The organism is Massilia haematophila, from assembly GCF_042647645.1.
Taxonomy (GTDB): Bacteria; Pseudomonadota; Gammaproteobacteria; order Burkholderiales; family Burkholderiaceae_D; genus Telluria; species Telluria haematophila.
Genome location: NZ_JBHRVV010000001.1, coordinates 19,899 through 45,856, shown reverse-complemented (window position 1 = coordinate 45,856; position 25,958 = coordinate 19,899). Strand labels below are relative to the sequence as shown.

The 25,958-nt window shown below is 64.6% G+C and carries 20 protein-coding genes and 1 pseudogene; 6 read left to right on the top strand and 15 right to left on the bottom strand.

Annotated features, from left to right (window positions below; genetic code table 11):
- Positions 1-71 precede the first annotated feature (71 nt).
- On the top strand, positions 72-1,283 hold the full coding sequence (locus ACFOPH_RS00220) for an ISL3 family transposase (protein ID WP_379732752.1): 1,212 nt from the start codon (positions 72-74) through the stop codon (positions 1,281-1,283).
- 48 nt (positions 1,284-1,331) lie between these two features.
- Here the strand turns inward: ACFOPH_RS00220 and alaS are convergent, their stop codons facing one another.
- The 3 genes from alaS to ACFOPH_RS00205 form a co-directional block, all read right to left on the bottom strand.
- Positions 1,332-3,941: an alanine--tRNA ligase gene (alaS, locus tag ACFOPH_RS00215; protein WP_312552130.1), complete on the bottom strand. Its 2,610-nt coding sequence runs from the start codon at positions 3,939-3,941 to the stop codon at positions 1,332-1,334.
- 455 nt (positions 3,942-4,396) lie between these two features.
- Positions 4,397-5,164, bottom strand: coding sequence for a glycerophosphodiester phosphodiesterase (ugpQ, locus tag ACFOPH_RS00210; RefSeq protein WP_379732750.1), 768 nt, complete (start codon positions 5,162-5,164; stop codon positions 4,397-4,399).
- Positions 5,161-5,502, bottom strand: coding sequence for a DUF1294 domain-containing protein (locus ACFOPH_RS00205; protein ID WP_312552126.1), 342 nt, complete (start codon positions 5,500-5,502; stop codon positions 5,161-5,163). The genes ugpQ and ACFOPH_RS00205 overlap by 4 nt, the downstream gene beginning before the upstream one ends.
- 668 nt (positions 5,503-6,170) lie before the next feature.
- Between ACFOPH_RS00205 and ACFOPH_RS00200 the strand changes: the two genes are divergently transcribed.
- A complete protein-coding gene (locus ACFOPH_RS00200; RefSeq protein ID WP_379737834.1) occupies positions 6,171-6,635 on the top strand; it encodes a DUF3597 domain-containing protein in 465 nt (154 codons plus the stop codon).
- Positions 6,636-6,645: 10 nt separating this feature from the next.
- On the opposite strand, the pseudogene ACFOPH_RS00195 reads toward ACFOPH_RS00200, so the two are convergent.
- Both ACFOPH_RS00195 and trpS read right to left on the bottom strand, forming a co-directional pair.
- Positions 6,646-6,849 (bottom strand): annotated as a pseudogene (locus ACFOPH_RS00195) (serine endopeptidase); the annotation flags it as partial.
- Between the two features lie 112 nt (positions 6,850-6,961).
- Positions 6,962-8,005: a tryptophan--tRNA ligase gene (trpS, locus tag ACFOPH_RS00190; protein ID WP_312550240.1), complete on the bottom strand. Its 1,044-nt coding sequence runs from the start codon at positions 8,003-8,005 to the stop codon at positions 6,962-6,964.
- Positions 8,006-8,318: 313 nt separating this feature from the next.
- On the opposite strand from trpS, the gene ACFOPH_RS00185 reads away from it, so the two are divergent.
- The 3 genes from ACFOPH_RS00185 to ACFOPH_RS00175 all read left to right on the top strand — a co-directional run bounded on the left by ACFOPH_RS00185 (position 8,319) and on the right by ACFOPH_RS00175 (position 13,916).
- Positions 8,319-10,640 carry a family 1 glycosylhydrolase gene (locus tag ACFOPH_RS00185; RefSeq protein ID WP_379732747.1) on the top strand — a complete coding sequence of 774 codons (2,322 nt, stop codon included), beginning with the start codon at positions 8,319-8,321 and terminating at the stop codon, positions 10,638-10,640.
- Positions 10,641-10,870: 230 nt separating this feature from the next.
- Entirely contained in the window at positions 10,871-12,625 is a 1,755-nt protein-coding gene (locus tag ACFOPH_RS00180; protein WP_379732745.1) for a cation:proton antiporter domain-containing protein, read from the top strand.
- Positions 12,626-12,677: 52 nt separating this feature from the next.
- Positions 12,678-13,916 carry a CaiB/BaiF CoA transferase family protein gene (locus tag ACFOPH_RS00175; protein WP_379732743.1) on the top strand — a complete coding sequence of 413 codons (1,239 nt, stop codon included), beginning with the start codon at positions 12,678-12,680 and terminating at the stop codon, positions 13,914-13,916.
- Positions 13,917-13,994: 78 nt separating this feature from the next.
- Here the strand turns inward: ACFOPH_RS00175 and ACFOPH_RS00170 are convergent, their stop codons facing one another.
- The 10 genes from ACFOPH_RS00170 to ACFOPH_RS00125 form a co-directional block, all read right to left on the bottom strand.
- Complete coding sequence (locus ACFOPH_RS00170) at positions 13,995-14,321, bottom strand: hypothetical protein (protein WP_379732741.1); 327 nt, start codon at positions 14,319-14,321, stop codon at positions 13,995-13,997.
- Between the two features lie 161 nt (positions 14,322-14,482).
- Entirely contained in the window at positions 14,483-15,442 is a 960-nt protein-coding gene (locus ACFOPH_RS00165) for a hypothetical protein (RefSeq protein ID WP_379732739.1), read from the bottom strand.
- A gap of 80 nt (positions 15,443-15,522) precedes the next feature.
- Positions 15,523-16,107, bottom strand: coding sequence for a hypothetical protein (locus ACFOPH_RS00160; RefSeq protein WP_379732737.1), 585 nt, complete (start codon positions 16,105-16,107; stop codon positions 15,523-15,525).
- A 31-nt stretch (positions 16,108-16,138) separates the two neighbouring features.
- Entirely contained in the window at positions 16,139-17,005 is an 867-nt protein-coding gene (locus tag ACFOPH_RS00155; RefSeq protein ID WP_379732735.1) for a hypothetical protein, read from the bottom strand.
- A 133-nt stretch (positions 17,006-17,138) separates the two neighbouring features.
- Entirely contained in the window at positions 17,139-19,784 is a 2,646-nt protein-coding gene (locus ACFOPH_RS00150; protein ID WP_379732733.1) for a type VI secretion system Vgr family protein, read from the bottom strand.
- 136 nt (positions 19,785-19,920) lie between these two features.
- Positions 19,921-21,135 carry an MFS transporter gene (locus tag ACFOPH_RS00145; protein ID WP_379732731.1) on the bottom strand — a complete coding sequence of 405 codons (1,215 nt, stop codon included), beginning with the start codon at positions 21,133-21,135 and terminating at the stop codon, positions 19,921-19,923.
- A 169-nt stretch (positions 21,136-21,304) separates the two neighbouring features.
- The gene (locus ACFOPH_RS00140; RefSeq protein WP_312550248.1) at positions 21,305-22,183 is read right to left on the bottom strand and encodes a hypothetical protein; all 879 of its coding nucleotides are present in this window, start codon (positions 22,181-22,183) and stop codon (positions 21,305-21,307) included.
- Positions 22,184-22,200: 17 nt separating this feature from the next.
- Positions 22,201-22,977 carry a hypothetical protein gene (locus ACFOPH_RS00135; RefSeq protein WP_312550249.1) on the bottom strand — a complete coding sequence of 259 codons (777 nt, stop codon included), beginning with the start codon at positions 22,975-22,977 and terminating at the stop codon, positions 22,201-22,203.
- A complete protein-coding gene (locus ACFOPH_RS00130) occupies positions 22,974-23,489 on the bottom strand; it encodes a hypothetical protein (protein WP_312550250.1) in 516 nt (171 codons plus the stop codon). The genes ACFOPH_RS00135 and ACFOPH_RS00130 overlap by 4 nt, the downstream gene beginning before the upstream one ends.
- A gap of 65 nt (positions 23,490-23,554) precedes the next feature.
- Positions 23,555-23,845 carry a DnaJ domain-containing protein gene (locus ACFOPH_RS00125; protein WP_312550251.1) on the bottom strand — a complete coding sequence of 97 codons (291 nt, stop codon included), beginning with the start codon at positions 23,843-23,845 and terminating at the stop codon, positions 23,555-23,557.
- A 240-nt stretch (positions 23,846-24,085) separates the two neighbouring features.
- Here ACFOPH_RS00125 and ACFOPH_RS00120 point away from each other — a divergent pair, with 240 nt between their 5' ends.
- The gene (locus ACFOPH_RS00120; RefSeq protein ID WP_312550252.1) at positions 24,086-25,843 is read left to right on the top strand and encodes a glutamine--tRNA ligase/YqeY domain fusion protein; all 1,758 of its coding nucleotides are present in this window, start codon (positions 24,086-24,088) and stop codon (positions 25,841-25,843) included.
- Positions 25,844-25,958 lie beyond the last annotated feature (115 nt).

Genomic DNA, 25,958 nt, shown 5'->3' with positions numbered 1-25,958 from the left:
GAGGTGGTGGCGGAGGTCTGATGTTGGTAGATTGATAGTCGCCAAACAAATCAGTCTGTCAAACCACCGCCATGCTCAATGCTATGCCGTCTGTCCCGTTTTGGGAAGGCCATATTGTCGATGCCGTCCACGAACAAGAGGACGGGTCGCTGTTAATCGTTCTCGATACCAGCCCTTCAAGCGAAGCTTTGTGCGGGGCATGCCGCCAGCCTTGCGCTCTGGTTCATGAGCGCCGAAGGCGTAAGGTGCGTGACCGCGACATTCTGGATAGGCGTGTCTGGCTCGATGTGCCGGTGCGGCGACTGGACTGCCATCACTGCGACGCACGGGTAGCCGAGCACATTGTTTGGCTCGACCGCCGGGCGCGCATCACGCACCGCGTGCGCCTCTGGGTGGAGGCGCTGGCACAGCTGCTTCCGATAGCCCATGTGGCCCGGTTGACCGGCCTGCACTGGCATACCATCAAGGACATCGATCATCGGCGCTTGCAGCACCTGCATGGTGGCTTCTCGGCAGAAGGCGTACGGCGCTTGGTCATGGACGAATTCGCCCTGCACAAGGGGCACCGGTACGCCACTGTCGCCCTGGATGCCGAACGAATGCGGGTGCTATGGGTGGGAGAAGGCAATAGCCGGGAAGCGATTCGGCCGTTCTTCGAGTTGCTGGGAGAGGAAGGCTGCCAGCGGATCGAAGCCGTTGCCATGGATATGAACACGGCCATGGACCTCGAAGTTCGCCAGCAATGTCCAAACGCAGAAGTCGTCTACGACCTGTTTCATGTGGTGGCGCGCTTCGGTCGCGAAGTGGTCGACCGGGTTCGTGTCGACCAGGCCAATGCCTTGCGTGCCGAACCAAAAGCCCGCCAGGTCATCAAGCGCAGTCGCTGGCTGTTACTGCGCAATCGTGACAACCTCAAGGCCGAGCAGGCCGTCAAGCTCGAAGAGCTGTTGGCTGCCAACCAGCCCTTGGCAACGGTTTACCTGCTCAAGACCGAGCTGAAGGAAATCTGGTATGCGCCATCAGTCCGGGACGGTGCCCGGCGGTGGAAAGCCTGGCTCAAGCTCGCCTTGCAAAGCCAGATCGCACCGCTGATCCAGTTTGCCAAACGCCTGGCCAAATATCGCCGCGGCATCCTGGCATCAGCCATCTATCCGATGAGCTCATCGATCCTTGAAGGCGTCAACAACCGCATCAAGGTCATCAAGCGCATGGCCTACGGTTTTCGGGACGCATCCTACTTCTTCCTGAAAATCAAGGATGCGTTCCCCGGCAAAGTGCGATGAACCAAAAAAAACGCCGCACGAGGCGGCGTTTCCTGAAGCAGGTAAAGCTTATGCGCGTTCGCCGACCCAGCCGGCCACGCCCGCCAAAGCCTGCGGCAGGCCTGCCGGATCGGTACCGCCGGCCTGCGCCATGTCCGGACGGCCGCCGCCCTTGCCGCCCACCTGCTGGGCGACGAAGTTGACCAGCTCGCCGGCCTTCACTTTGCCGGTTGCGTCCTTGGTCACGCCCGCGATCAGGCTGACCTTGCCGTCGGCCACGGACGCCAGCACGATGGCCGCGGTCTTCAGCTTGTCCTTCAGCTTGTCCATCGCTTCGCGCAGGGTGGCGACGTCGGCGCCTTCCATGGTTGCGGCCAGCACCTTGATGCCGTTCACGTCGACCGCCTTGTTGACCAGCTCGTCGCCCTGGCCGGCGGCCAGTTTCGACTTCAGCGCCGACACTTCCTTCTCCAGCACCTTGACCTGGTCCTGGACCTGGGCGATGCGCGACGGCAGTTCGTCCGGACCGGTCTTCAAAGCCGAGGCGGCGGCGAGCAGCTTGGCGTTGGTCGCCTGGACCCAGGCCAGGGCGCCTTCGCCCGTCACCGCTTCCACGCGGCGGATGCCGGCGGCGACGCCGCCTTCCGACACGATCTTGAACAGGCCGATGTCGCCGGTGCGGGTCACGTGGACGCCGCCGCACAGCTCTTTCGACGAGCCGATGTCGAGCACGCGCACCTGGTCGCCGTACTTCTCGCCGAAGAGGGCCATGGCGCCATGCTTGACGGCGTCGTCGAAGCTCATGTGCTGCGCCTGGGTCGGATGGTTTTCCAGGATCTCGCGGTTGACGATCTGCTCGACCTGGGCGATCTGCTCAGGGGTCATCGGCGCGTTGTGGCTGAAGTCGAAGCGGGTCTTGTCCGGATCGACCAGCGAGCCCTTCTGCTGCACGTGGGAACCCAGCACTTCGCGCAGGGCCTTGTGCATCAGGTGGGTGGCCGAGTGGTTGCGGATGGTGCGCGCGCGCTTGGCCTGGTCGACCTGGGCGTCCACGGTGTCGCCGACCCTCAAGGCGCCGCTACGCAGCACGCCATGGTGGCCGAACACCTCGGCCTGGATCTTCAGGGTGTCCTCGACCTCGAACTGGCCGGCAGCGGAGGCGATGACGCCATGGTCACCGACCTGGCCGCCCGATTCGGCGTAGAACGGGGTGGTGTCGAGCACCACGATGCCTTCCTGGCCTTCCTTCAGCTCCTGCACCGACACGCCTTCGCTGTACAGCGCCAGCACGTGGGTGTTGTGGACCAGCGACTCGTAGCCGACGAACTTGGTCTTGTCGCCCGCGTACTCGACCTTGGCGGCCATCTTGAACTTGCCGGCGGCGCGCGCGGTCTTCTTCTGCTGCTCCATCGCCTCGGCGAAGCCGGCTTCGTCCAGCGTCACGCCACGCTCACGGCAGATGTCGGCGGTCAGGTCCAGCGGGAAGCCGTAGGTGTCGTACAGGGTGAAGGCGGTGGCGCCGTCCAGGTTCTTGGGATCCTTGGCCAGCTGGGCTTCCAGGATCTTCATGCCGTTTTCCAGGGTCTCGCCGAAACGCTCTTCCTCGGCCTTCAGCACCTGCGCGACGCGCTCTTTGGCTTCGCGCAGTTCCGGATAGGCTTCGCCCATCTCGATGTCCAGGTCTGCCACCAGCTTGTAGAAGAAAGGCTTGGTCTGGCCCAGCTTGTGGCCGTGGCGCAGCGCGCGGCGGATGATGCGGCGCAGGACGTAACCGTGGCCTTCGCTGCTCGGGATGATGCCATCGACGATCAGGAAGGAAGCGGCGCGGATGTGGTCGGCGATGACTTTCAGCGAGTTGTTTTCCAGGTCGGACGCGCCGGTTTCGCGGGCGGCCGCGCGGATCAGATTCTGGAACAGGTCGATCTCGTAGTTCGAGTGCACGTGCTGCAGCACGGCGGCCAGGCGCTCCATGCCCATGCCGGTGTCGATCGACGGCTTCGGCAGCGGGGTCAGCACGCCGGCTTCGTCGCGGTTGAACTGCATGAACACCAGGTTCCAGATCTCGATGAAGCGGTCGCCGTCTTCTTCCGGCGAGCCCGGAGGACCGCCCCAGATGTCGGCGCCGTGGTCGTAGAACACTTCGGTGCACGGACCGCAAGGGCCGGTGTCGGCCATCTGCCAGAAGTTGTCCGAGGCGTAGCGCGCGCCCTTGTTGTCGCCGATGCGGATGATGCGCTCTTTCGGCACGCCGATCTCGTTGGCCCAGATGTCGTAGGCTTCGTCGTCCTCGAAGTAGACGGTGACGGTCAGCTTCTCGGCCGGCAGCATGTAAACTTTTGTCAGCAGCTCCCAACAAAAGTTGATCGCGTCGCGCTTGAAGTAGTCGCCGAAGCTGAAGTTACCCAGCATTTCGAAGAAGGTGTGGTGACGCGCGGTGTAGCCGACGTTTTCCAGGTCGTTGTGCTTGCCGCCGGCGCGCACGCAGCGCTGCACGGTGGTGGCGCGCTTGTACGGGCGCGTGTCCAGGCCGAGGAAGACGTCCTTGAACTGCACCATTCCGCTGTTGGTCAACAACATGGTCGGATCGTTGCCCGGCACGAGCGGGCTGGACCGTACGATCGTATGGCCCTTGGACTCAAAGAACTTGAGGAACTTTTCGCGAATTTCGGAGGATTTCATGTTGTGGGGTGCGGAAAGAGAGCAGTACGGTATATAAAGCAACGATTATATCAGTCACTGGTGACTTATTAACGCGCCGTGCGAGCGGCCCCGTTAGCGGGTTTTGTCACCGGTAGTCCGCGGCGCCTCCCGTAGGGTGGGCTCTCGAGCCCACGCGGATTTAGCGCGCCTCTAATAGCACAGGCAACAGCCCCACGTGCGTAAGCACGCGCTTTTCTCGAAGGCGCCGATTGATCGCAGGGTGAGACCGCGTGGGCTCAAGAGCCCACCCTACGAGAACCAGCGTTTTTTATCGCCGGTAGTCGATAGCATGTTCCGTAGGGTGGGCTCTCGAGCCCACGCGGATTCAAGATACCGATAACGGCACAGGCAACAGCCCCACGTGCGTATGCATGCGCTTTTCTCCAAGGCGCGCATGATCGCAGGGTGAGACCGCGTGGGCTCGGGAGCCCACCCTACGAAAAATCCGGCCCGATCAGGTCGATCCGGTCGGTACAAAACGCTTCCACGCCCCACCTCAGCAACTCCCTGGCCCGCGCCGGTTCGTCGACCGTATAACAGAACAACCCGAACCCGGCCGCCCGTACCGCCTGCGCCAGCTCGGGCGTCAGGTGCCGGTGATTGACATGGATCGCCACCGCATCGACCGCGTGCGCGCGGCGCTCCCAGTCCGGCGGCAGTTCGCTCATCAGGAGCGCGCGCGGGACTAGCGGCGCCACCTCGCGCGCCGACTCCAGCGCCAGCTCGCTGAACGAGGACAGCAGCGGCACCGCTGCCCACTGCCCGGCCGCGATCTCGTCGCCGAACATGCCCGCTGCAATGCGCGCCACCGCGCCGCCGGTCTCGATCTCGTAACCGGGCGCGGGCTTGATCTCCATGTTCTGCCAGACGCCATGCGCCTTGCAGAACTGGGCGAACTCGACGAGCAGCGGCACCGGCTCGCCGTCGTAGCGGCGCGCGAACCAGCCGCCGGCGTCCATCGCCGCCAGTTCCAGGGCGTCGTAGTCGAACACGTTGCCGGAACCGGCCACGGTGCGGCCGAGGAAGGGGTCGTGCATCACCACCGGCACGCCGTCGCGCGCCAGCATGACGTCGTATTCGATGGCGCGAAAGCCGCGCCGCATGCCTTCAACCAGCCCGGCCATGGTGTTTTCCGGCGCCAGCGTGCCGCCGCCGCGGTGGGCCAGCACGCGGGGATAGCGCCAGGCGCCGGGCGGATTCATGCGGCCGCCAGGCGGGACGAGAAATAGACGAAGCCGGCCACGTTGGCCGCCACCGTCGCCCAGAACATCTTCAGGAACGAGCGCTTGGACGATTTGTGGCGCAACCACTGCTGGGCCAGCAAGGCGCCCGGCCAGCCGCCGACCAGGCCCAGCACCAGCAGGGTACGCTCGGGCGTACGCCAGGCGCCGTGCCGCGCCGCCGACTTGTCGAGCGCGTAGGCGACGAAACAGGTCAGGCTGGTGACGACGTAGGCCGCCCCGACCAGCGGCGGCAGGTCCCAGGCAAGGGTCGCGGCCGCGTAGACGAAGGCAAAGGCAAGGAGGGGCAGATAAGGCATCGCACCAGCTTAGCGCGGCAAGCTGGACATTACCAGCAGGCAGCGTCTTAAAGTTTTTATATGTCGTGCGTTCGCCACCGTACCGAAACCCGGCTGTGGACGGCCTATCCTCCCCTTTCAACGTCATTCAAGCAGGAGGTCACATGGGTTTTGATTTAGGGAATTTGCTTGGACAATATCTCGGCGGCGCCGCCGCCAACCCGGCGCAAGCGTCCGACGACTTCGACCGCGCCGCCCAGGCCGCGCCGCGCGAAACGCTCGCGCAGGGCGTGATCCAGGCCCTGCGTTCCGACCAGACGCCGCCCTTCCCGCAGATGCTGGCCCAGATGTTCGGCAACAGCAACCCGGACCAGCGCGCCGGCATGCTCAACCAATTGATCGCCGGCGCCGGCCCCGGCCTGATGGGCAAGCTGGGCGGTTTGTTCGGCGGCAATACGGGCGGACGCGTGACGCCGGAACAGGCCTCGCAGGTCTCACCGGAACAGGTGAAGGAAATCGCCGAGAAGGCGCAGCAGGAAAACCCGGGCATCCTCGACCGCATGGGCGAGTTCTATGCCGAGCACCCGACCGCAGTGAAGGCAATCGGCGCCACCGCGCTCGCCGTCGCGCTCGGCGCCATGGCGCAGGGCATCCAGCGCCGCAATCCAACCCCAGAAAAGGAGAAAGACATGGGCATGCTAAGCAACATCTTCCACAAGATCTTCCCGCAGAAATCCGCGCCGGCATCGGCATCGACCCCGGCGTCGGCGCCGGCCGCCGCGCCGGGCGGCCAGCAGAACATTCCGCAGCCGCCGGCCACCGCCCAGGCCCAGCAGACCGGCCAGCCGACCCAGGTGACGCCAGCCGCCACCGGCCCGGCCGCCACCCTGGCCCAGCAGGTGGACGTCGAGGAAATCCTGACCAACAAGCAGAAGGCCTCGGGCCAGCAGCTGAACTGGCGCACCTCGATCGTCGACCTGCTCAAGCTGCTCGATCTCGACTCCAGCCTGCAGGCGCGCAAAGAGCTGGCCGCCGAACTGCACTACACCGGCGACACCAGCGACTCGGCCACGATGAACATCTGGCTGCACAAGCAGGTCATGAAGAAGCTGGCCGAGAACGGCGGCAAGGTGCCGGCCGACCTGCAGGACTAAGCCAGCACGCTCAATCTGCGAGGGTCGTGTTCACGGCGGTTCCGCAGCTGAAGCGGAACCGCGCGAACGCGTTCTTGCGCGTGGCGCAGCAGCCGCAGCGGTCGAACAGGCCGATGCCGCAGTGCGGGCAGTAGTCGATCGCGGTGTCCTTCACGTCCACCGCGCGTTCGCAGCCCGGGCAGACGCTCTTGCCCAGCCGCGCCAGCGCCAGGTCGCGTTCAACGCACATGAAAACGTCGCGGCTATCTGCCGCCGCATGAACGCGTGGGCGGCGCCCCGGCAGCGTGACTGCACGCCGCCGGGTACAGCCGCCCCCTACGAAAGCATCAGAAGTACGACAGCCCCAGTGCGCGGCGCACTTCGTCCATGGTTTGCGCCGCCACTTCGCGCGCCTTCATCGTGCCTTCCTTCAGCATGGCCAGCACTTGCCCCTTGTCCTGGGCGTACTCTTCGCGGCGCGCGCGGATCGGGGCCAGCATGTCCTGCAGCACGGTGTCGAGGCGTTTCTTGACGACGCTGTCGCCCAGGCCGCCGCGCACGTAATGGGCCTTCATCTCTTCCAGCGCTTCCTTCTCCGGGTCGAAGGCGTCGAGGTAGAGGAAGGCGACGTTGCCTTCCAGGTGGCCCGGGTCGGACACCTTCAGGTGCAGCGGGTCGGTGTAGACCTGCTTGACGGCGGCGCGGATCTGGTCGGCGCTGTCGCCCAGGTTGATGGTGTTGCCGAGCGACTTGCTCATCTTGGCCTTGCCGTCGATGCCAGGCAGGCGGCCGATTTCCGGCACCAGGGCCTTGCACTCGACCAGGATGTCGCGCTTGGCGATGCGGTTCATGCGGCGCACGATCTCGTTGCACTGCTCGATCATCGGGATCTGGTCCTCGCCCACCGGCACCAGGGTCGCCTTGAAAGCGCTGATGTCGGAGGCCTGGCTGGCTGGGTAGGTCAGGAAGCCGGCCGGGATGTCGCGCTCGAAACCGCGCAGCTGGATTTCCGTCTTGACAGTCGGGTTGCGCTCCAAGCGTGCGACGGTCACGAGGTTCAAATAATAAAATGTCAACTCGGCCAGTTCCGGGACCTGGGACTGGATGAAGATCGTGGAGCGCGACGGATCGATACCGACCGCGAGGTAATCGAGCGCCACTTCGACAACGTTGCGATGTACCTTGCCGGTGTCATCCATGTTGTCGGTGAGCGCCTGGGCGTCGGCGAGCATGACGAACTGGCGGTACTGGTCCTGGTAAGCCACGCGATTGCGCAGGCTGCCCACATAGTGGCCGAGGTGCAGCGGACCGGTCGGCCGGTCGCCGGTGAGGATCACGTGTGCCGGAGCCGGGGTGCCTGGGGCGTTTGCTGGGGTGTCTTGCAAGCTCATCGAGTTTCCTTGGGTTGAGCCTCGATCCTGCCGCGCAAACGAAAACGCCACCTGAATCGAGGCGGCGTTCATTGAGTCACATCTTCTCTACTGGGCCGCGCGCTGTCAGCGGCGCCACCAGTTGCAAAACGAGATATGCGGGTTCAGAAAATTCATGGATGGCATGTTTGCAGGTTGGCGCCCCGCTGTCAACCGTCTTCACGGCAAGCGCCTCGCTCACCGGGCTCGGGGGACCCGGTGCAACCTGTCCGAACCTTTTGCTTTCGGCGGCCATCTAAAAAGTTTTTGTTGTCAAAATTTTAAAGAGTGGTGAATGATGAATACTAATACGAGCCCGAACAGCCAAACCCGCCCCCTGGAACTCTGGGGCGGCCTCGAGTGCACCGTCAACCGCGTCCGCGACGACTACTTCAGCCAGCTCGACCGCAACGGTCACGCCCAACGCGCCTGCGACGTCCAACGCTTCGCCTCGCTCGGCATTCGTGCCATTCGCTACCCCGTACTCTGGGAACGCACCGCGCCGGACGGCGTCGACAAGGCCGACTGGAGCTGGCCGGACGAGCGCCTGCCGGCCCTGCGTGAAGCCGGCGTGACGCCGATCGCCGGCCTGGTGCACCACGGCAGCGGCCCGCGCGACACCAGCCTGCTCGACCCGGCCTTCCCCGAGCGCCTGGCCGAGTACGCCGCCGCGGTCGCCGCGCGCTACCCCTGGCTCGAGTACTACACCCCGGTCAACGAACCCTGCACCACCGCCCGCTTCGCCGGCCTGTACGGTGTCTGGTACCCGCACGCGCGCGACGACCGCAGCTTCATCCAGGCCCTGCTGGTGCAATGCCGCGCCGTGGTGCTGTGCATGCGCGAAATCCGCAAGGTCAACCCGAACGCCAAGCTGGTCCAGACCGACGACCTCGGCAAGACCTACAGCACGCCGGAACTGGCCCGCGTCGCCGACTTCTACAACGAGCGCCGCTGGCTGGCCTGGGACCTGCTGTGCGGCATGGTCAAGCCTGGGCACAAGCTCTGGAATTACCTGGTCGGCACCGGCATCGACGCGGCCGAATTCCTCTGGTTCCGCGACAACCCCTGCCCGCCCGACGTCATCGGCGTGAATTACTACGTCACCAGCGAGCGCTGGCTCGACCATCGCCCCGAGCGCTACCCGCAGCACCACCGCGGCGTGGCCGACGGCATCCCCTGCGCCGACATCGAGGCCTCGCGCGCGCTGGCCACGCCGACCGCCGGCATCGGCCCGCTGCTGTCCGAAGTCTGGGAGCGCTACCGCCTGCCGCTGGCGATCACCGAAGCCCACATCGACGCCAACCGCGAAGACCAGCTGCGCTGGCTGCTGGAGATCTGGCAGGCGGCGCACACGGCGCGCGACAACGGCGTCGACATCCGCGCCGTCACGGTCTGGTCGCTGCTCGGCTCCTTCGACTGGAACAGCCTGGTGACCGAGAACCGCGGCTACTACGAACCCGGTCCCTTCGACGTGCGCTCCCCGCTGCCGCGCCCGACCGCGCTGGCGCGCATGATGCGCGAGCTGGCGAGCGGCCAGCCGCTGACGAACCCGGTGCTGCGCGGCCAGGGCTGGTGGCGCCGTCCGGGCCGTTTCCTGTGCCCGCCGGTTGCCACGCCGGCCGCCCTCGCCTCGATCGCGGCCCCGAGCCAGCGCCTGGCCGGCGCCAGCGCCGCCCCGATCCTGATCACCGGCGCCTCCGGCACCCTGGGCCGCGCCTTTGCCCGCGTCTGCCAGAAGCGCAACCTGGCCTACAAGCTGCTCTCGCGCCACGACATGGATATCGCCGATCCGGACTCGGTCGAGCGGGCACTGGCGCACCACAAGCCCTGGGCCGTCATCAACACCTGCGGCTACGTGCGCGTGGACGACGCCGAACAGGAAGCCGAGCGCTGCTTCCGCGAGAACACGGTCGGCGCCGCGATCCTGGCCGAGGCCTGCGCCCGCCACGACGTGCACCTGACCACCTTCTCGAGCGACCTGGTGTTCGACGGCCGCCACGACCGCCCGTATGTCGAGAGCGATCCGGTGTCGCCGCTGAACGTCTACGGACGCAGCAAGGCGCAATCGGAAACTGCCGTGCTGGACAAGCAGCCGGGCGCCCTGGTGGTGCGCACCAGCGCCTTCTTCGGCCCCTGGGACCGGCACAACTTCGTGACCCTGGCGCTGGGCGCGCTCGAACGCGGGGAACGCTTCGTGGCCGCCAACGACATGACGGTCTCGCCAACCTATGTGCCGGACCTGGTGCACACCTGCCTGGATCTCGCGGTCGACCGCGAAAGCGGCGTCTGGCACCTGAACAACGTCGGCGCCGTGACCTGGTACGAACTGGCGAAGATGGCGGCCCAGAAGGCCGGCATCGCCACCGACGGCCTGGAAGGGCAGCCTGGGATGGCGATGGGAATGGCGGCGGCGCGTCCTGCATACAGCGTGCTGCACAGCGAACGCGCGATCCTGCTGCCGAAGCTGGACAACGCGCTCGACCGCTATCTCGAACTGCGCGGCGTCGACGATCCGGAGTACGAGGAACTGGTCAAGACCGCCGAATCGCGCCAGCCGGTGGCCAGCGGCCATCGCCAGCAGGAGGAAACGCCGGCCGAGGCGTTTCATATGCGGTAGGGTGGGGTTATTGAGGCCGGGGGCCTCAATAACGTGCCCACGCGTGACGTGTGCGTCGTGTTGGCGTCTCGTGTTGGCGTCTATAAAGCGTTGCGCCTGCTCATCGTCCACGCGTGGGTATGCCATGGAGGCCCTCGGCCTCCATGGCATACCCTACGGATTTGCTCAAGCTCGTCATTCCGCCGTTATAAAATGCCAATGCAAGCCAACAACCGCAAAGGCCCCCATCCGTGCAAGAGCAACACGCCTTCCCCTTCCTGCGCGAAATCCTGCTGTTCCTGATCCTCGCCGGCATCCTGATCCCGACGCTGCAACGCCTGCGCATCAACCAGGTGCTCGGCTTCCTCGCGGTCGGCACCCTGCTCGGCCCTTTCGGCGTGGCGCTGTCCGCCGGCCAGTTCCCGTGGCTGGGCTGGATCACCTTCCCCAGCGGAGAAGGCGTATCGATGCTGGCCGAGATCGGCGTGCTGTTCCTGATGTTCATGATCGGCCTGGAGCTGTCGGCCGCGCGCCTGTGGGCGCTGCGGCGCTGGGTGTTCGGCGCCGGCTCGCTCCAGGTATTGGCCAGCGCGGCCCTGATCGGCGCCGCGGTGGTGCTGATGCTCGACGCACCGTTTGCGACCGCCGTCATTCTCGGCCTGGTGCTCGCGCTGTCGTCGACCGCGGTCGTCATGCAGCTGATGAGCGAGCAGCACAGCACCGGCACCCGCCTCGGCCAGGCGGTTTTCGCCGTGCTGATGCTGCAGGACCTGGCGGTGGTGCCGATCCTGATCCTGATCGGGGCGCTGGCGCGGGGAAGCGGCGACGGCGCCGTCATGCTGGCCGTGGTGACGGTGGCCAAGGCCGGCGGCGCCATCGCCCTCATCTACCTGGTCGGCGGGCGCGTCATCCACCCGCTGTTCAAGGCCTTCGCGCGCCACCGCCAGCCCGACGTCTTTATGGCCCTGATCCTGCTGAGCACCTTCGGCATCGCCGCCCTGTCGGCCGCCGCCGGACTGTCGATGGCGCTCGGCGCCCTGATCGCCGGCCTGCTGCTGGCCGAGACCGAATTCAAGCACGAGGTCGAGCTGATGATCGAGCCCTTCAAGGGCCTGCTCATGGGCCTGTTCTTCATGACTGTCGGGATGCAGATGGACACGCGCCAGGTCGTCGAGGCGCCGCTGTGGCTGGCCGGCGCGGTGCTCGGCCTGGTGGCGATCAAGGCGCTGGTGATCGCCGTGATCTTCCGCATCGGCCGCCTGCCCTGGCCCAAGGCCATCGAGGGCGGCCTGCTGCTGGGCCAGGGCGGCGAGTTCGCCTTCATCGTGATCGGCTTCGCCGTCTCGGCCAAACTGCTCGGCCCCGGCCTGGCCGCGCGCGCCATGCTGGCGGTCGGCCTGTCGATGTTCGTCACGCCGCTGCTGGCGCGCCTGGGCCGCGCCATCGGCGAACGCGCGCAGCGCAGCGAACAGGCGCAGGCGGCCAGCGCCGACGAAGAGGCGCTCGGTTCCGCCCGCGGGCGCATCATCATCGCCGGCTTCGGACGCGTGGGCCAGCAGCTGGCCCGGCTGCTGGCCGCCCAGCGCATCGACTACATCGCCTTCGAAAACGACGCCAAGCTGGTGTCGAAGCTGCACGCGCAAGGCGTCCCGGTCTACTTCGGCAATGCCGCGCGCTGCGAGCTGCTGCGGCGCGTGCACGCCGAGGAGGCGCCGGCCATCGTGCTGACGATGGACCACCCGGCCTCCGCCCTGCAGGCGGTGCAGGGCATCCGGCGCGATTTCCCGCACGTTCCCTTGTTCGTACGCTCGCGCGACGAAAAGCACGCGCGCATCCTGAAGCAGGCCGGCGCCACCGTGGTCGTGCCCGAGACGCTCGAGGCCAGCCTGCAATTGTCGGCCTTCGTGCTCGAAGCGATGGGCCTGGACGAGCGCGTCGTCGACGGCATCGTCGACCGCGAACGCGACCTGTTCGTGGCCCAGCTGCTGGGCAAGGCGGACAGGTGACCCGCCGCGCCCGGCTATAATCGGCGCTCGACGAACTTGGTAAATAAACACCATGACTGATTCCGGAACCCCGAAGGCACTCGGCCATATCCGCGTGCTCGACCTCTCGCGCGTGCTGGCCGGCCCCTGGTGCTCGCAGAACCTGGCCGACCTCGGCGCCGACGTGATCAAGATCGAGCGTCCCGGCAGCGGCGACGACACCCGCGCCTGGGGCCCGCCGTACGCCAAGGATGCCGCAGGGAACGACACCAGCGAGGCCGCCTACTACCTGTCCGCCAACCGCGGCAAGCGCTCGGTGACGGTCGATATCGCCAGCACGGAAGGCCAGGCGCTGGTGCGCGAACTGGCGCGCCATTCGGACGTGGTGCTGGAAAACTTCAAGGTCGGGCACCTGAAGCGCTACGGCCTGGACTACGCATCGCTGAAGGCGGTCAAGCCGGACCTGGTCTATTGCTCGATCACCGGCTTCGGCCAGGACGGGCCGTATGCGCATCGCGCCGGCTACGACTTCCTGATCCAGGGCATGGGCGGCCTGATGTCGGTGACGGGCGAACGCGACGAACTGCCCGGCGGCGGCCCGCAAAAGGCGGGTGTCGCCCTGACCGACCTGATGACCGGCATGTACGCGACCATCGCGGTGCTGGCCGCACTGACCCACCGCGACCGTACCGGCGAGGGCCAGTACATCGACATGGCCCTGCTCGACACCCAGGTCGCGATGCTGGCCAACGTCGGCAGCAACTACCTGAACAGCGGCAAGCCGCCCAAGCGCTGGGGCAACGCCCACGCCAACATCGTGCCCTACCAGACCTTCGCCTGCAGCGACGGCCACATCATCGTCGCCTCCGGGAACGACGGCCAGTACCAGAAGTTCGTCGAGGCCGGCGGCCGCCCCGAACTGGCGCGCGACCCGCGCTTCGCCACCAACCCGCTGCGCGTGCAGAACCGCGACGTGCTGGTACCGCTGCTGGCCGAGATGGTGGCGACGCGCCGGCGCGACGAATGGATCGCGATGCTGGAAGAAGTGGGCGTGCCCTGCGGGCCGATCAACGACGTCGGCGAAGTCTTCGCCAACGAGCAGGTGCGTGCGAGGGAGATGGCGGTGGAGCTGCCGCACCCGAGCGCCGGCAAGGTGACGCTGGTGCGCAGCCCGATGAAGATGTCGGCCACGCCGGCGACGAGCGCGAAAGCGCCGCCGCTGCTGGGCGAGCACACCGACGAGGTGCTGCGCGATGTGCTGGGCAAGAACGGCGACGAGATCGCGGCGCTGCGCGGCAAGGGCGTGGTGTAGGCGCCCTGCCTCGGCCCGCCCCTGCCGCGCGGGCCCGGCCCGGTTAAAACGGGCTTAGTACAGGGCCTGGTGCAGGGCTTAGTGCAGCTTGTGCTTGAAGTCGGACAGCTCGGCGTGCACGCGGGTGACCATCGCCTCGAGGTGCGCCGGCATCTGCGGCATCGAACGGCTCATGCGCTTGGCCTCGTCGCCCATGTCTTCCAGGCTGTCGACGCACTGGACGATCCGCGCCTCGTCGTTCGACTGCATCACATCCTGCGCCTGTTTCAGCTCGCGCGAAATACGCTGAATACAGTCGCGCATTTCCGGCGGTGTATCCTGCGACGCCATGCAGGCCTGCTCGGCTTCGCCGAGGGTCTGCTGCAGGTGGCTGTAGCGTTGCTGGATTTCGTTTGCTTGCAGCATGATGACCTCCTTTGGAAAGAGAGCGGTTGATTTTAGCGCTGACCGAGAATCCATGCGATATGCGAACACAGTAGCTGGGGAGTAACTGCAGGGCCACTTCCTGCTAGGCATTCGCGGAGGCGCTATACCACCTGCGCGCTCCCAACTGCAGGGTACTGCCCTTACCGTTTCAATGGCCGCGATACTCCTGCAGGAAACACGTGATCGGGTGGGAGATCGGGGGTCGGCCCATCAAACTTGGCGCCAAGGGTTTGTGTACAGAATGTCTCCGCTGCTGCCCACTCATCCAATGTGCTAGGACGATACAACACACGCTCATCAGGGTAGTTGTATCGCAGTGCATCCAACGCGTGATAGCGAATCGAGCGCTCTCGTTGGTTGGGCACGTATGTTTTCATTTGCGAGCGCAAATAACCGCACGCGGTGATCAAGGATCGACGTGTTCCGATGAGCCCTAATGTGGCCAAAGCGGCTGCTACCTGTTTGCCATCCTTGGCTGAACCGACATCATAGAACCGATTGGCCGGCGCTGGCGGGGCGTTTCGTTCTGCCTCAAATGTGGCCTGCATGAACTGATCTTCGAGATCGGTATCACCCAACGCTGCCCGGACAATATTAATTACCTTGAGTGCTTCTTCCTGTCCGCGCCATTTGTCCAGTTCTGCCAACGCTTCAATGTAGGGGCGAGCCGCCGCGACTTTCGCTTTGGCAACAAGATAGAGATAATCACCTTTGCCTGCCTGTAGCGATCTCAAATAAATATTACCAAAAGCAGCCAAGTCGGAAGGCTGGCATCGTTCACGCAGGACTGTTGCCGCAGCATCGGAAGCGGCATCATCCTTAGCAAATCCCTCGACCAATAGGGCTTTGATAATCGCGTGATCGCGAATAATCCGAAACTTGTCTGGCTGTGGAGAGTCAAGCTCCAAGCCGATTTTTTCCAATAGTTTGACAATATTCTCGCGCACGTGAGACGTACCGGCAGCGAGTTCCTTGATCAATACGTATAGATTCGCCCTGTCGATATTTTGATTTCTAACGATGCCTTCAATGGCGCTGCTTCTGTCGAACTCCTTACCATCCTTAAACTCAGAAATGTACTGTTGAGCTCTTTTATACATCTCGTCCTCCCTCACGTACGCGCCCGCGCAGGGCGGATAACCCAAGACAACCACTAACAAGCACACAAACCCACTATTCCTTACTTTACTGGAGGGCGACCAGGCAATGGACGGGGGACGGTTTCCCATTGATTCTCCTTTTCACCGGGGCTATATTGACTATCTCGCGGACAATAGCGCAAGCGCGCATTAGTAATACTTTGATCGAAATGCATCAAATCGGTTGGGTCGATGACGTCCTGCAATTCCAAACCACTGTGTCCGACCTCATGCAAAACTGTCCACTTTATAATAAGATCTGGCGCAGCGCCTTCGGCAATAATGATTGGATCAGTCGACCATCCCGCTGCCGGAAACTCCAAAGGTTCGCCAACTGCATGATCGAATTTCAGCGGCGCAGCCAAGTGAGCAATGTTTCCACTGCTGCGAACGACATCTACAATTTCTTTATTGAATCCATTGCCGAGTGGCATTTCTGATTTAAAAACATTATTCCCGCGAACAAAGATAGTCACATCGCCTTTTTTCGCTGCACGACTAAGATAATAGAATGAGCGCATATTCCGGACAATGACTACTCGGTGCTGCTCAGGGCTTTTTGTCTTTACAGCTTGGTTGATCAAATTGAAGGCCGCACCACCTCCGGCATTGATATCGAAACTCAATGCACCGCTGCCATCTTGATCAAAAGCGACATCAGTGACGCCCCCCCTTCTCGCTGAAGTTCATTAATTCACATTTCACCACTGCTTCCTTCAACTTTTCGTTTGCTTTTTTTTGATGGGCGGCATAGTCAGCGCTTGGGTACCTTAAAGCTGTTAATGTAGATTGAGAGTCAGCCACTTTTGCCACGAGTACCTGAAGCACGTTCTCGGCATAGACATGGAGATTAATTTGCGCAAATACAGTGGCAGCGGGGCATTTAGCGATTACCTTCAATATTGTTGACTTACTTTGCCATGAGTGTGCTTTGATTCGCAATGCAAACTCGGCATTTGGTGGCCCGGCGTCCGTTGCACAGGTAGTCGGATCATCACATATGAAGTTAAAGTCGTTACCGAGTGCGCCTCCTTCGATTTTTACTTTAATAAACGTCTCGCTAGCACTTCGTACAGAAACATGATGATCAATTTGAATTGCTGGACGATCAAAGTCATCATATCCGTAACTTTGTTGTGGATCTGGACCAAATAGTACTCTCGCGACAGTAAGGGCGACCGTCTTTTTGTGTATGGTGCCGTCGGGGGCAGTGCGAGTCACGACAATTTCTTCCTGCCCCCGACGATCACTAGGTATATTTAGCGCCTCAATGACCAAAATGTTTCCTTGCTTATTGATAAGCCTGATTTTGTTGCTTTCAGTAGCCCATGTATATTCCCCAACCGCATCACCCGGCAAATCTGCGGCAGACATGCTGACACGCCCGCCAACGACGACGATCAGACACTTGGCGTCCAAAATAAAGTCTTTTGAAGGCTTTCCTGGCAAAATCACAACTTGGCGCACTTTGTTGTCTACGGGAGACGTTTTCGAACTTCCTAACCTCTTTGTTTGTTCAGACATTGCGCTCACCCCATGTGGCATATATCTCCAACTCTTCCATTTCCACCCCACTAACTAAATGGGTTTGCCCTAACTCGTCAGTAATCCCCTCTTCGAAAGTACCGTCAGCACGTTTTATTCGATAAGGCATTCCTCAGACAGGCCGTCCATCTGGGTCATTGATAACAAAAGCTTCGTCAAACAGCTTGAGACGCGAATCGGGTAGTTTTGGCGATGTCGCGGCGTGCGAAGCGCCACCATCAAACAAATGCTTCCCACCTTTAACGGTAAACTTCCCCGGACAAGCAAACGTAATATCGCCCCCCCCCTCCAGCGTGATCGCCGACTGCCCCGCCTGCAGCACGATCTTATGCTTGGCCTTGATCTCGATGCAGTCATTCACCGAGATCACGGTGATCTCCTTGTCCCCCAAAATCTCCAGCTGATCGGTATGCGCCTGCAATGACACCGGCCCGTTCCCGGCAATCGCCTGGATGCCGCCCGAATGCGTAAACAAGTTGAAAGCATTCCCGGCTACCGACGACACCGTATGTGCCGCAGCCAGGTGCAGGTCCGACTGCGTGGTCCAGTGCAGCTGCTGCCCCGCGTACACCACGGTCGATGCCGGCGTGGCCCAGTTGATGCTGGCGGCTGCGTCCATCAGCACGATCGAAGAACCGAATTTCTCGACCGGCTGGCCGCCATCGAGTTCGCGCGATCCCGATTTGGCTTTCAGTGCGCTGTGTCCACCGACTGCGCCCTCGTACTTGCCTTTCGCCTCCGGGTCGATCTGCTCGATGAAATCCGCCTGCGCCTTGGCCGCGTCCTTGCTGAACAGGGCCTGCTGCTGCGCCGCCGCGTCTCCGAGCGTCGTCGCCAGCGACTGCGCGCTCTTGAACAGCGAGACCGCTTCCGCCGCATCCATCTGGGTCGAGGTGACGCCGGAGCCCTCGCGCGCACGGGCGCTGGTCGAGAGCAGCACGCCCTCGCCGCCGCGGATCACGGCCCAGGCATCGGTGCGCAGCTCGAAGCCGCTGCCGCGCCAGGCGCCGCGCTGCGCCGAGCCGGGGGATTGGTGGATCAGGTAGCCGAGGTTCAGCTGGGTCGCCGCGCAACTGGTGGCAAGGCGCGTACGGACCTGGCCGGTCGCGTCGTCGAGCTGCCACTGGTTGTAGCCGCCGCCGTCGAAACCGTGGCAGTGGATTCCCGACAGCACGCCCGCGTGGTTGGCGTTCGAGCCGACGCCGGCGGCGAAAGGCGGCTGGTCGACGCCGTTGTAGAGCTGGGCGACGATCACCGGGCGGTCGATGTCGCCTTCGATGAAATCGACCAGCACTTCGGTGCCGATCCTGGGCGTGAACACCGTGCCCCAGTTCGGTCCGGCCAGGGCTTCGGCCACGCGCACCCAGGTGCCTGAGGCGGCGTTGCCGGGCGCGCAGCCTTTTTCGTCGGTGTCGTGCGCCAGGCCGCCGCGATTGGCGCCCTGGCCGCGCTGCCATGCGAACTGGACTTTTACTTGATGATCGCGCGTCGTCGTCGCGACCGCCTCCGCCAGCCCGACCACGAGCGCGCATTGCGGGCCGGGCGCGGTCGGCCTGTCGCGTAGCGCGGTCGCGCCGGGGACGATCGGTACCGCCGCGCGCACGCAGGCGAAGCTGTTGCGGTAAGGGCCGTTCTCGACGGCGCCTGGGGCCGGGCCGTCGATCCCGGTCCGGAAGTTGTTGCGGGCTTCGTGGCGCACCGACAGGACGGTGAACATGTTGTCGCCTTCCGGATAGCGCGCATGCCGGGTCAGCGCGAATGCGTGTCCCGCCGCCAGGCGCCGCACCGCGCCCGCGCCCTCGAACAGCTTGTTCTCCAGCTCGAGCGCCTCGAGCATCAGTTCCGCGTGCGCGTCGGCCGCGGCGCGGCTGGGGGCATGGCGTTCGCCGCTGCCGTCGTAGAGCGCCAGTTCCGGCAGCGCGCCGGCGTCGAGGATCGATTGGTGCTCGGCAGCCGGCGCGACCAGTTGGGCCGGGTCCCAGCTGCCGATGGCGACCACGTTCGCGCGTACCCTGCGACAAGCGCCGAAGGCGTCGATCGCGTCGTCCTGCTCGGTCGCGCGCACGCCGTGGAAGCGGATGCTGTCGCCGCCTGGCGTCGCCGGCGCGCGGGCGCGGCTGTCGAAAACCAGCAGGCGATGCCGCGCGTGGCCGTCGCCATCGCCCTGCCCCTGGTCCTGCTTCTGGTCATGCTCGAAACGCCAACTCAGCCCTTCGGACGCCAGCAGGCGCCGCAGAAAAACCAGATCGCTCTCGCGGTACTGCGTGCACACCGGGCGCGGCGCAAGCTCCTGGGTAATGTCGAAATCGAAGCGCACCTGCGGGTAGTCGGCCAGCAGTTCCACGACCATGTCGCGCACGTTCTTGTCCTGGAAGAGGTAGCTGTCGCGGCGCAGGCCGAGCAGCGCCAGCGCGGGTTCCAGCCGCAGGCGGTAGCGCGCCAGGCCGCCGTCCGCGCCCAGCCAGGCCGCCTGGGTGCACATGCCGTGCCAGGCGCGGCGGCTGCCGTCCGGTTGCAGCAGGCGGATCGTCAGCTCTTCGCCGAGGAACAGGGACAGGTCGAGGTCGGTCGAGGTGCCGAGCGCGTCGACCTCGAAGCGGAACAGGTCGTTGACCGCCTCGTGTCCGGTGAAGCTTTCGGCGGCAAGCGTTTCGGGCAGCGCGCTGTCCTGGGCGGTACTGAGGGTGATCAGGTGCGCATGCTGGCTGAGGCCAGTGCCGAACAGGCCGAGCGCGCCAGGTTCGGAAGGGAAATTCATGGGAGCGACACCATCGGCAAGACTCCTTCGCAATCGTGACTGGACTGTCCAATCGACGATCTTACCGGAGGCAAACAGTACGATGATGCCGCTAGGCATGATCCAGATCATGCCCTGATGAAATCCCTGGTCTGGCTTACGGCGTGGCGGAAGTACCGGGTTCGAGCGGCGCCAGGCCGCGCAGGCGCAAGGCGATCAGCATTGCCAGGACCAGGACCGCGCCCAGCAGGCCGACCACGCCGAGCCAGCCGAAATGCTCCCACATGTAGCCCGAGAACCAGCCGACCACGCTCGAGCCGAGGTAGTAGAAGAACAGGTAGAGGGCGGACGCCAGCGCCTGCGGAGGACGGGCGCGCCGGCCGACCCAGCTGCTGGCGACCGAATGCGAGGCGAAGAAGCCGAAGGTGTACAGGCCGACGCCGGCGACGATGGCGAGCAGGTTGCCTGCCAGCGTGAGCAGCAGCCCGGCCAGCATCACCGACATCACCAGCCACAAGACATTGCGCCGCCCCAGCCGGTCGGCCAGGCGGCCCGCCCAGACCGAGCTGAAGATGCCGAGCAGGTAGAGCACCGAGAGCGCGCCGACCGCGCTCTGGCGCAGGTGGAATTCCGGTCCCAGCAGCCGGTAGCCGATGTAGTTGTACAGGCTGACGAACGAGCCCATCAGCAGGAAGGCCAGCATGAACAGGAAAGGCAGGCCGGGGTCGCGCAGGTGGCGGCGGGCGCCGTCGATCAATCCCGCCAGGCCGCCCTGCCCCGGCCGGAAGCGGCGCGAGGCCGGCAGGCTGCGCCGGAATTCCCAGGCCGCATACAGGCCGGCCGCGCCCAGGACGCCCAGCGCGGCGCGCCAGGAATAGAAGTCGCTGATGACCGAGGCCAGCACGCGCCCGAACATGCCGCCGAAGGCGCTGCCGCTGATGTACATGCCCATCGCCAGGCCGAGCGAGCTGCCTTCGATTTCCTCGCTGAGGTAGGCCATCGCCACGGCGGGCATCCCGCCCAGCATGAAGCCCATCAGGGCGCGCAGCGCCAGCAGCTGGACGTAGTCATGGGTGAAGGCGGCCAGCAGGGTGAGCAGGCCGCCGCTGAACATCGAGGCGGCCATCAGGGGCTTGCGTCCGAAGCGGTCGGACAGGATGCTCGAGACCAGCAGGGCCAGGGCCAGCGGGCCGGTGGAGATCGACAGCGCCAGGCTGCTTTGCGCAGGCGTGAGGGCGAAGTCGCGCGCCAGCAGCGGCATCAGGGGCTGGACGCTGTAGAGCAGTGCGAAAGTGGAGAACCCACCGAAGGCCATGGCGCGGTTGACGCGTTTGAAGTCAGTGCTGCCGGCGGCGATGGCGGGTGAAGACATGGGCGAATCCTGATGCTGGATCGCTCATCATACGCAAGATCGGATGCCGATGCACCGCCGCGTCGATGTATGCAATCGTCGAACGCGTGGGCGGCGCATGCGTTCGCGATGTGCCGGGTCCAGGGCGGAGCCGCCCACCCTAGGGCCACGCCGCGGGCAGGCGTCAGGTTTACGGGTATTCCGCGTCCAGCTCCGAGCCGGCGTAGTTTTCCAGCTCGGCCACCAGCTGCTTCATCGGCGCTTTCGTGCCGAGGCTCTTCAACACGGTGCAGCTCTCGCGGTAGGTGCCAATGCGCTCGGCGATGATCGCGCGGTGCGGCGCCGGGACCTTTTCCAGCAGCTGGGCCCAGCCGGCCTCGAAGTCGGGATTGTTCTTGCGTACCGACTTCACGAAGCGTTCGAACTCCTTCTGGCCGGTGCGCGCGACGATGCGTCCGCCGCCTTCGACCGCGAAGATGATCGCCAGCGCGATCACGCCCTCGGCGTTCAGGTCCGGGTCGCTGACCGGGCCCTCGTAGTGGTTGCGGCGCAGCCACTGGGCGGCATGGACGATGGCCTGCACCTGCTGGCGCTGGCGCAGCTGGCCGAGGTAGCGCTCGTAGCCGGACCAGCTTTCGCCCGGGTCGGCGGTGCACAGGTCGACGAACAGCTCCTTCAGGCGGCGCTGCGCATACACCGGGTCCAGGTCGTACTCGCCGACCAGGCTGTCCTCGGGCAGCGCGGCCAGTTCGCGCACCAGGCGGAAGCCCGACTGGAACACGTACTCGGCGCCGTCCTCGATCAGGATGTCGAGCGCGACCTCGTCCTTTTCCTCGCCCTCTTCCGACATGATGCTTTCCAGGCCCAGCGAGACGCCGCCGACGGTCAGCAGCAGCGCGCGTCCGATGCCTTCGGCGGTGCGGTCGTTGGTGAACTTCCCGGCCACCATGGCGGTGATCCCCGAGAGCTCGTCGGCCAGGATCGCCGCTTCCTCGGGGTCCTCGGCAGCGAGCAGCTTGATCGCGCGCACCAGCCGGGGCGGCTTTTCGATGACGATTGCAGGCAGCATTGCTTGGCGATCCCCGCTCACGAGAAGATGTCCGTGCCCATGCTCTTGCGCGTGCTGCGACGCGGCATGGTACGGGTCGACGGCACCTGCTTGCGCAGGCGGTACAGCAGCTCGCGCGTGCTGCGCTGCTGGAATTCCGGGTCCTCGTCCGGATCGTCCGGGAACTCGGCGTCGGCCATCTCGGCGCTGTGGCGGAATTCCGGGAACAGTTCGATCAGCGAGCGTTCCCAGCCGTCCTCGCTGGCCTTGGCCAGGTCGACCGCCAGCGGCACGATGTCGCTGTCGGACGAAGTCTGGCCGGTCACGTAGCGGCCCTTCAGGTTGATTTCGCCGGCCACTTCCATGATTTCCTTCGGCGCGAGCGACCACAGGATCGCGAACACGGTGGCGCCGTGGTCGGTGGCGGAGGCCTCAAGCAGCAACTCGTGGCGGCGGTCCTCGTCGTCGCTGGCGTAGACGACGCCGTGCACGTGGTTGAACAGGCCCTCGGCGATGCGCTCGGGGTCGTCCTCGATCATGTCGTCCGGCCAGGTGGCGGCCATGTAGGCCAGGCTTTCGGCCCAGGCCTTGGGCGGCACCAGCAGCGTCGCGAGCGAGGTCTTGGCGCCGTCGAAGCCGGCCAGGTGCAGCGCGGTCACCTGCGGCGGCAGGGTCGACAGCACCTCGGCCACGGCGTAGTCGCCGTGTTCGTCGGCCGCCTGCGAGAACGCCTCTTCAGCGTGCTGCAGCGAGCCGGCCAGCACCAGTTCGCTGACCTGCTTGGTCAGCGCCGGCAGATTGGCTTTGTCGTTCATTCACGTTCTCCCTGGTCGAAGATCTGGGTGAAGTCGTCCGTCGCGGCGCTGTCGTCCATGCCGTCGTTGTCGTCGTCGTCGCCGTCGTCGCCCTCGGCCAACTGGTCGAGCGACTGGTCGTCGTCGGCCCAGCGGCCCTGGTGCTTGTAGAGGAAGGCGGTGATGATCGCCTGGCGCGCCAGTTCCGGATGGTTCTCGGTCATGGCGGCGTACATGGCGGCGCCGTCCTCGCCCTCGCACTCGGCCATCGCGAACACGCGCGCCGGGTCGTCGCCCTCATAGTCCGCCGCTTCGCGCAGCAGGCCTTTCGGGTCCTTGAAGCGAATCTTGTCAACGAGCGCGAAGGCCATCAGGTTGACGTCGTCGATGCCGGAACCGCCGGCGTATTCCGACACCAGCGCGTCGACCATCATGTCGTAGTTCTTGCGGTTGGGCGGGTCGCCCAGGGTGCCGTCGATCTGGCCTTCCAGTTCGCGCGACTGGTAGGCGAATTCGGGATGTACTCTTTTCATCTTGTTTGTCCTGTATGCGGGGTTCAGTGGCGTTCGTTCAGGGCGTCCTGCCCCGGCGGCCGTGCTTACGCCTGCAGCGTCACGCCGTTCAGCGCGAACAGCGAGCGCCACAGCTCGAAGGCCTCGGCCTCGGGGTCGAGCACGATGCGGTGGTTCACGCTCTGGTTGTATTCCTCGCGCTTGGCGGGGTCCGACAGGATCTCGTAAGCCTTGGTGACGGCCTTGAAGCGCGCCTCCGCGCCCGGCGCCTGGTTGCGGTCGGGGTGGTAGCGCATGGCCAGCGAGCGGTAGACCTTCTTGATCTCGTCGTCGCTGGCGTTCGGCGCGACGCCGAGGATCGCGTATAAATTTTCCAATTTGGAACTCTCCGGCTATAGCCGAAAAACGGCAAAACGAGATTATCCTATAGAAAACGCCAACTTGACAGCGTGGCCATGGGCGCGCCAGACAGCACGCAGCCTTGCAAGCGGCGACATTGGCCTCAAGTATCTGCCTGGGCGCCGGCGCGAACCGTGCGCTCCACCACATAGGCGGACCGCGGCGCCCTTGTCTACGGTAAAATGCCCGGAACTTTAGCTATCCAGACACCTTCTTTCATGAGCATTGATAAGAACAACGCGGCGGCGGCGAACGCGCCTTCGTCGAACTTTGTGCGCGCCATCGTCGAGAACGACCTGGCGGCAGGCACCCACAAGCGCGACGGCATGCCGCAAGTCATCACGCGCTTCCCACCGGAGCCGAACGGCTACCTGCACGTCGGCCACGCGAAATCGATCTGCCTGAACTTCGGCCTGGCGCGCGACTACAACGGCCGCTGCCACCTGCGCTTCGACGACACCAATCCGGAGAAGGAAGACCAGGAATACGTCGACACCATCATGGACAGCGTCAAGTGGCTGGGCTTCACCTGGGAGCAAGGCGGCGAGGAATTCCTGCACTACGCCTCCGACTACTTCGACAAGCTGTACGAGATGGCCGAGTACCTGATCCAGAAGGGCTATGCCTATGTCGACAGCCAGAGCGCCGAGGACATGTCCAGGAACCGCGGCAACTTCGGTACGCCGGGCACCAATTCGCCCTACCGCAACCGCCCGGTCGAGGAATCGCTGCAACTGTTCCGCGACATGAAGGCCGGCAAGTACAAGGACGGCGAACACATCCTGCGCGCGAAGATGAGCGAGGACGCGATGTCCTCGCCGATCATGACCAACCGCGACCCGGCCCTGTACCGCATCCGCCACGCGCATCACCACCGCACGGGCGACGACTGGTGCATCTACCCGATGTACGACTACACGCACCCGATCTCGGACGCGATCGAGAACATCACCCACTCGCTGTGCACCCTGGAATTCCAGGACCACCGCCCGTTCTACGACTGGCTGGTCGAGACCCTGGCCGAAGGCGGCTTCTTCCAGCGCCCGGTGCCGCGCCAGTACGAATTCGCGCGCCTGAACCTGACCTATGTCGTCACCTCCAAGCGCAAGCTGCGTTCGCTGGTGGACGACGGCATCGTCACCGGCTGGGACGACCCGCGCATGCCGACCATCGTCGGCCTGCGCCGCCGCGGCTACACGCCGGAATCGATCCAGCTGTTCTGCGAGCGCATCGGCGTCTCGAAGGCCGACGGCTGGATCGACATGAGCACGCTCGAAGGCGCGCTGCGCGACGACCTCGACCCGAAGGCGCCACGCGCGATCGCCGTGCTGCGTCCTTTGAAACTGATCGTCGAAAACTTCCCGGAAGGCGAATCGGTCGCGTGCACCTCGCCCGTCCACCCGCACCACCCGGAAATGGGGCAGCGCAGCTTCCCGTTCACGCGCGAGCTGTGGATCGAGCAGGAAGACTTCATGGAAACCCCGACCAAGGGCTACCACCGCTTCACCCCGCCAGTCGGCGAGCAGCCGGGCGCCCGCGTGCGCCTGAAGTACGGCTTCGTGGTCGAGTGCACCGGCTACGACAAGGACGAGAACGGTAACGTGACCGCCGTGCGCGTGAAATACTTCGAGGATTCGAAGTCGGGCACGCCGGGCGCGGACAACTACAAGGTCAAGGGCAACATCACCTGGGTCAGCGCCGCCGCCGCCCTGGAAGCGGAAGTGCGCCTCTACGACCGCCTGTTCCTCGACCCGCAGCCGGATGCCGGCGGCAAGGACTTCAAGGCCGCGCTGAACCCGAACGCGCTGGAAACCGTCACCGCCTACCTCGAGCCGGGCATGGCCGCGGCCGTGGCCGACCAGCGCTTCCAGTTCGAGCGCCACGGCTATTTCGTGGCCGACCGCGTCGATTCGCAACCGGGCAAGCCGGTCTTCAACCGCGTCACCACGCTGAAGGACAGCTGGGGCGGCAAGTAAAGCCGGTTCCGCTCCGGAACAAGAACCACAGCACAATCCCGCCCCGGCCCCGCCGCGGCGGGATTTTTCATGTGGCCACCGAACCGCACGCAACCTGTCAGAACTGATAGGTAAC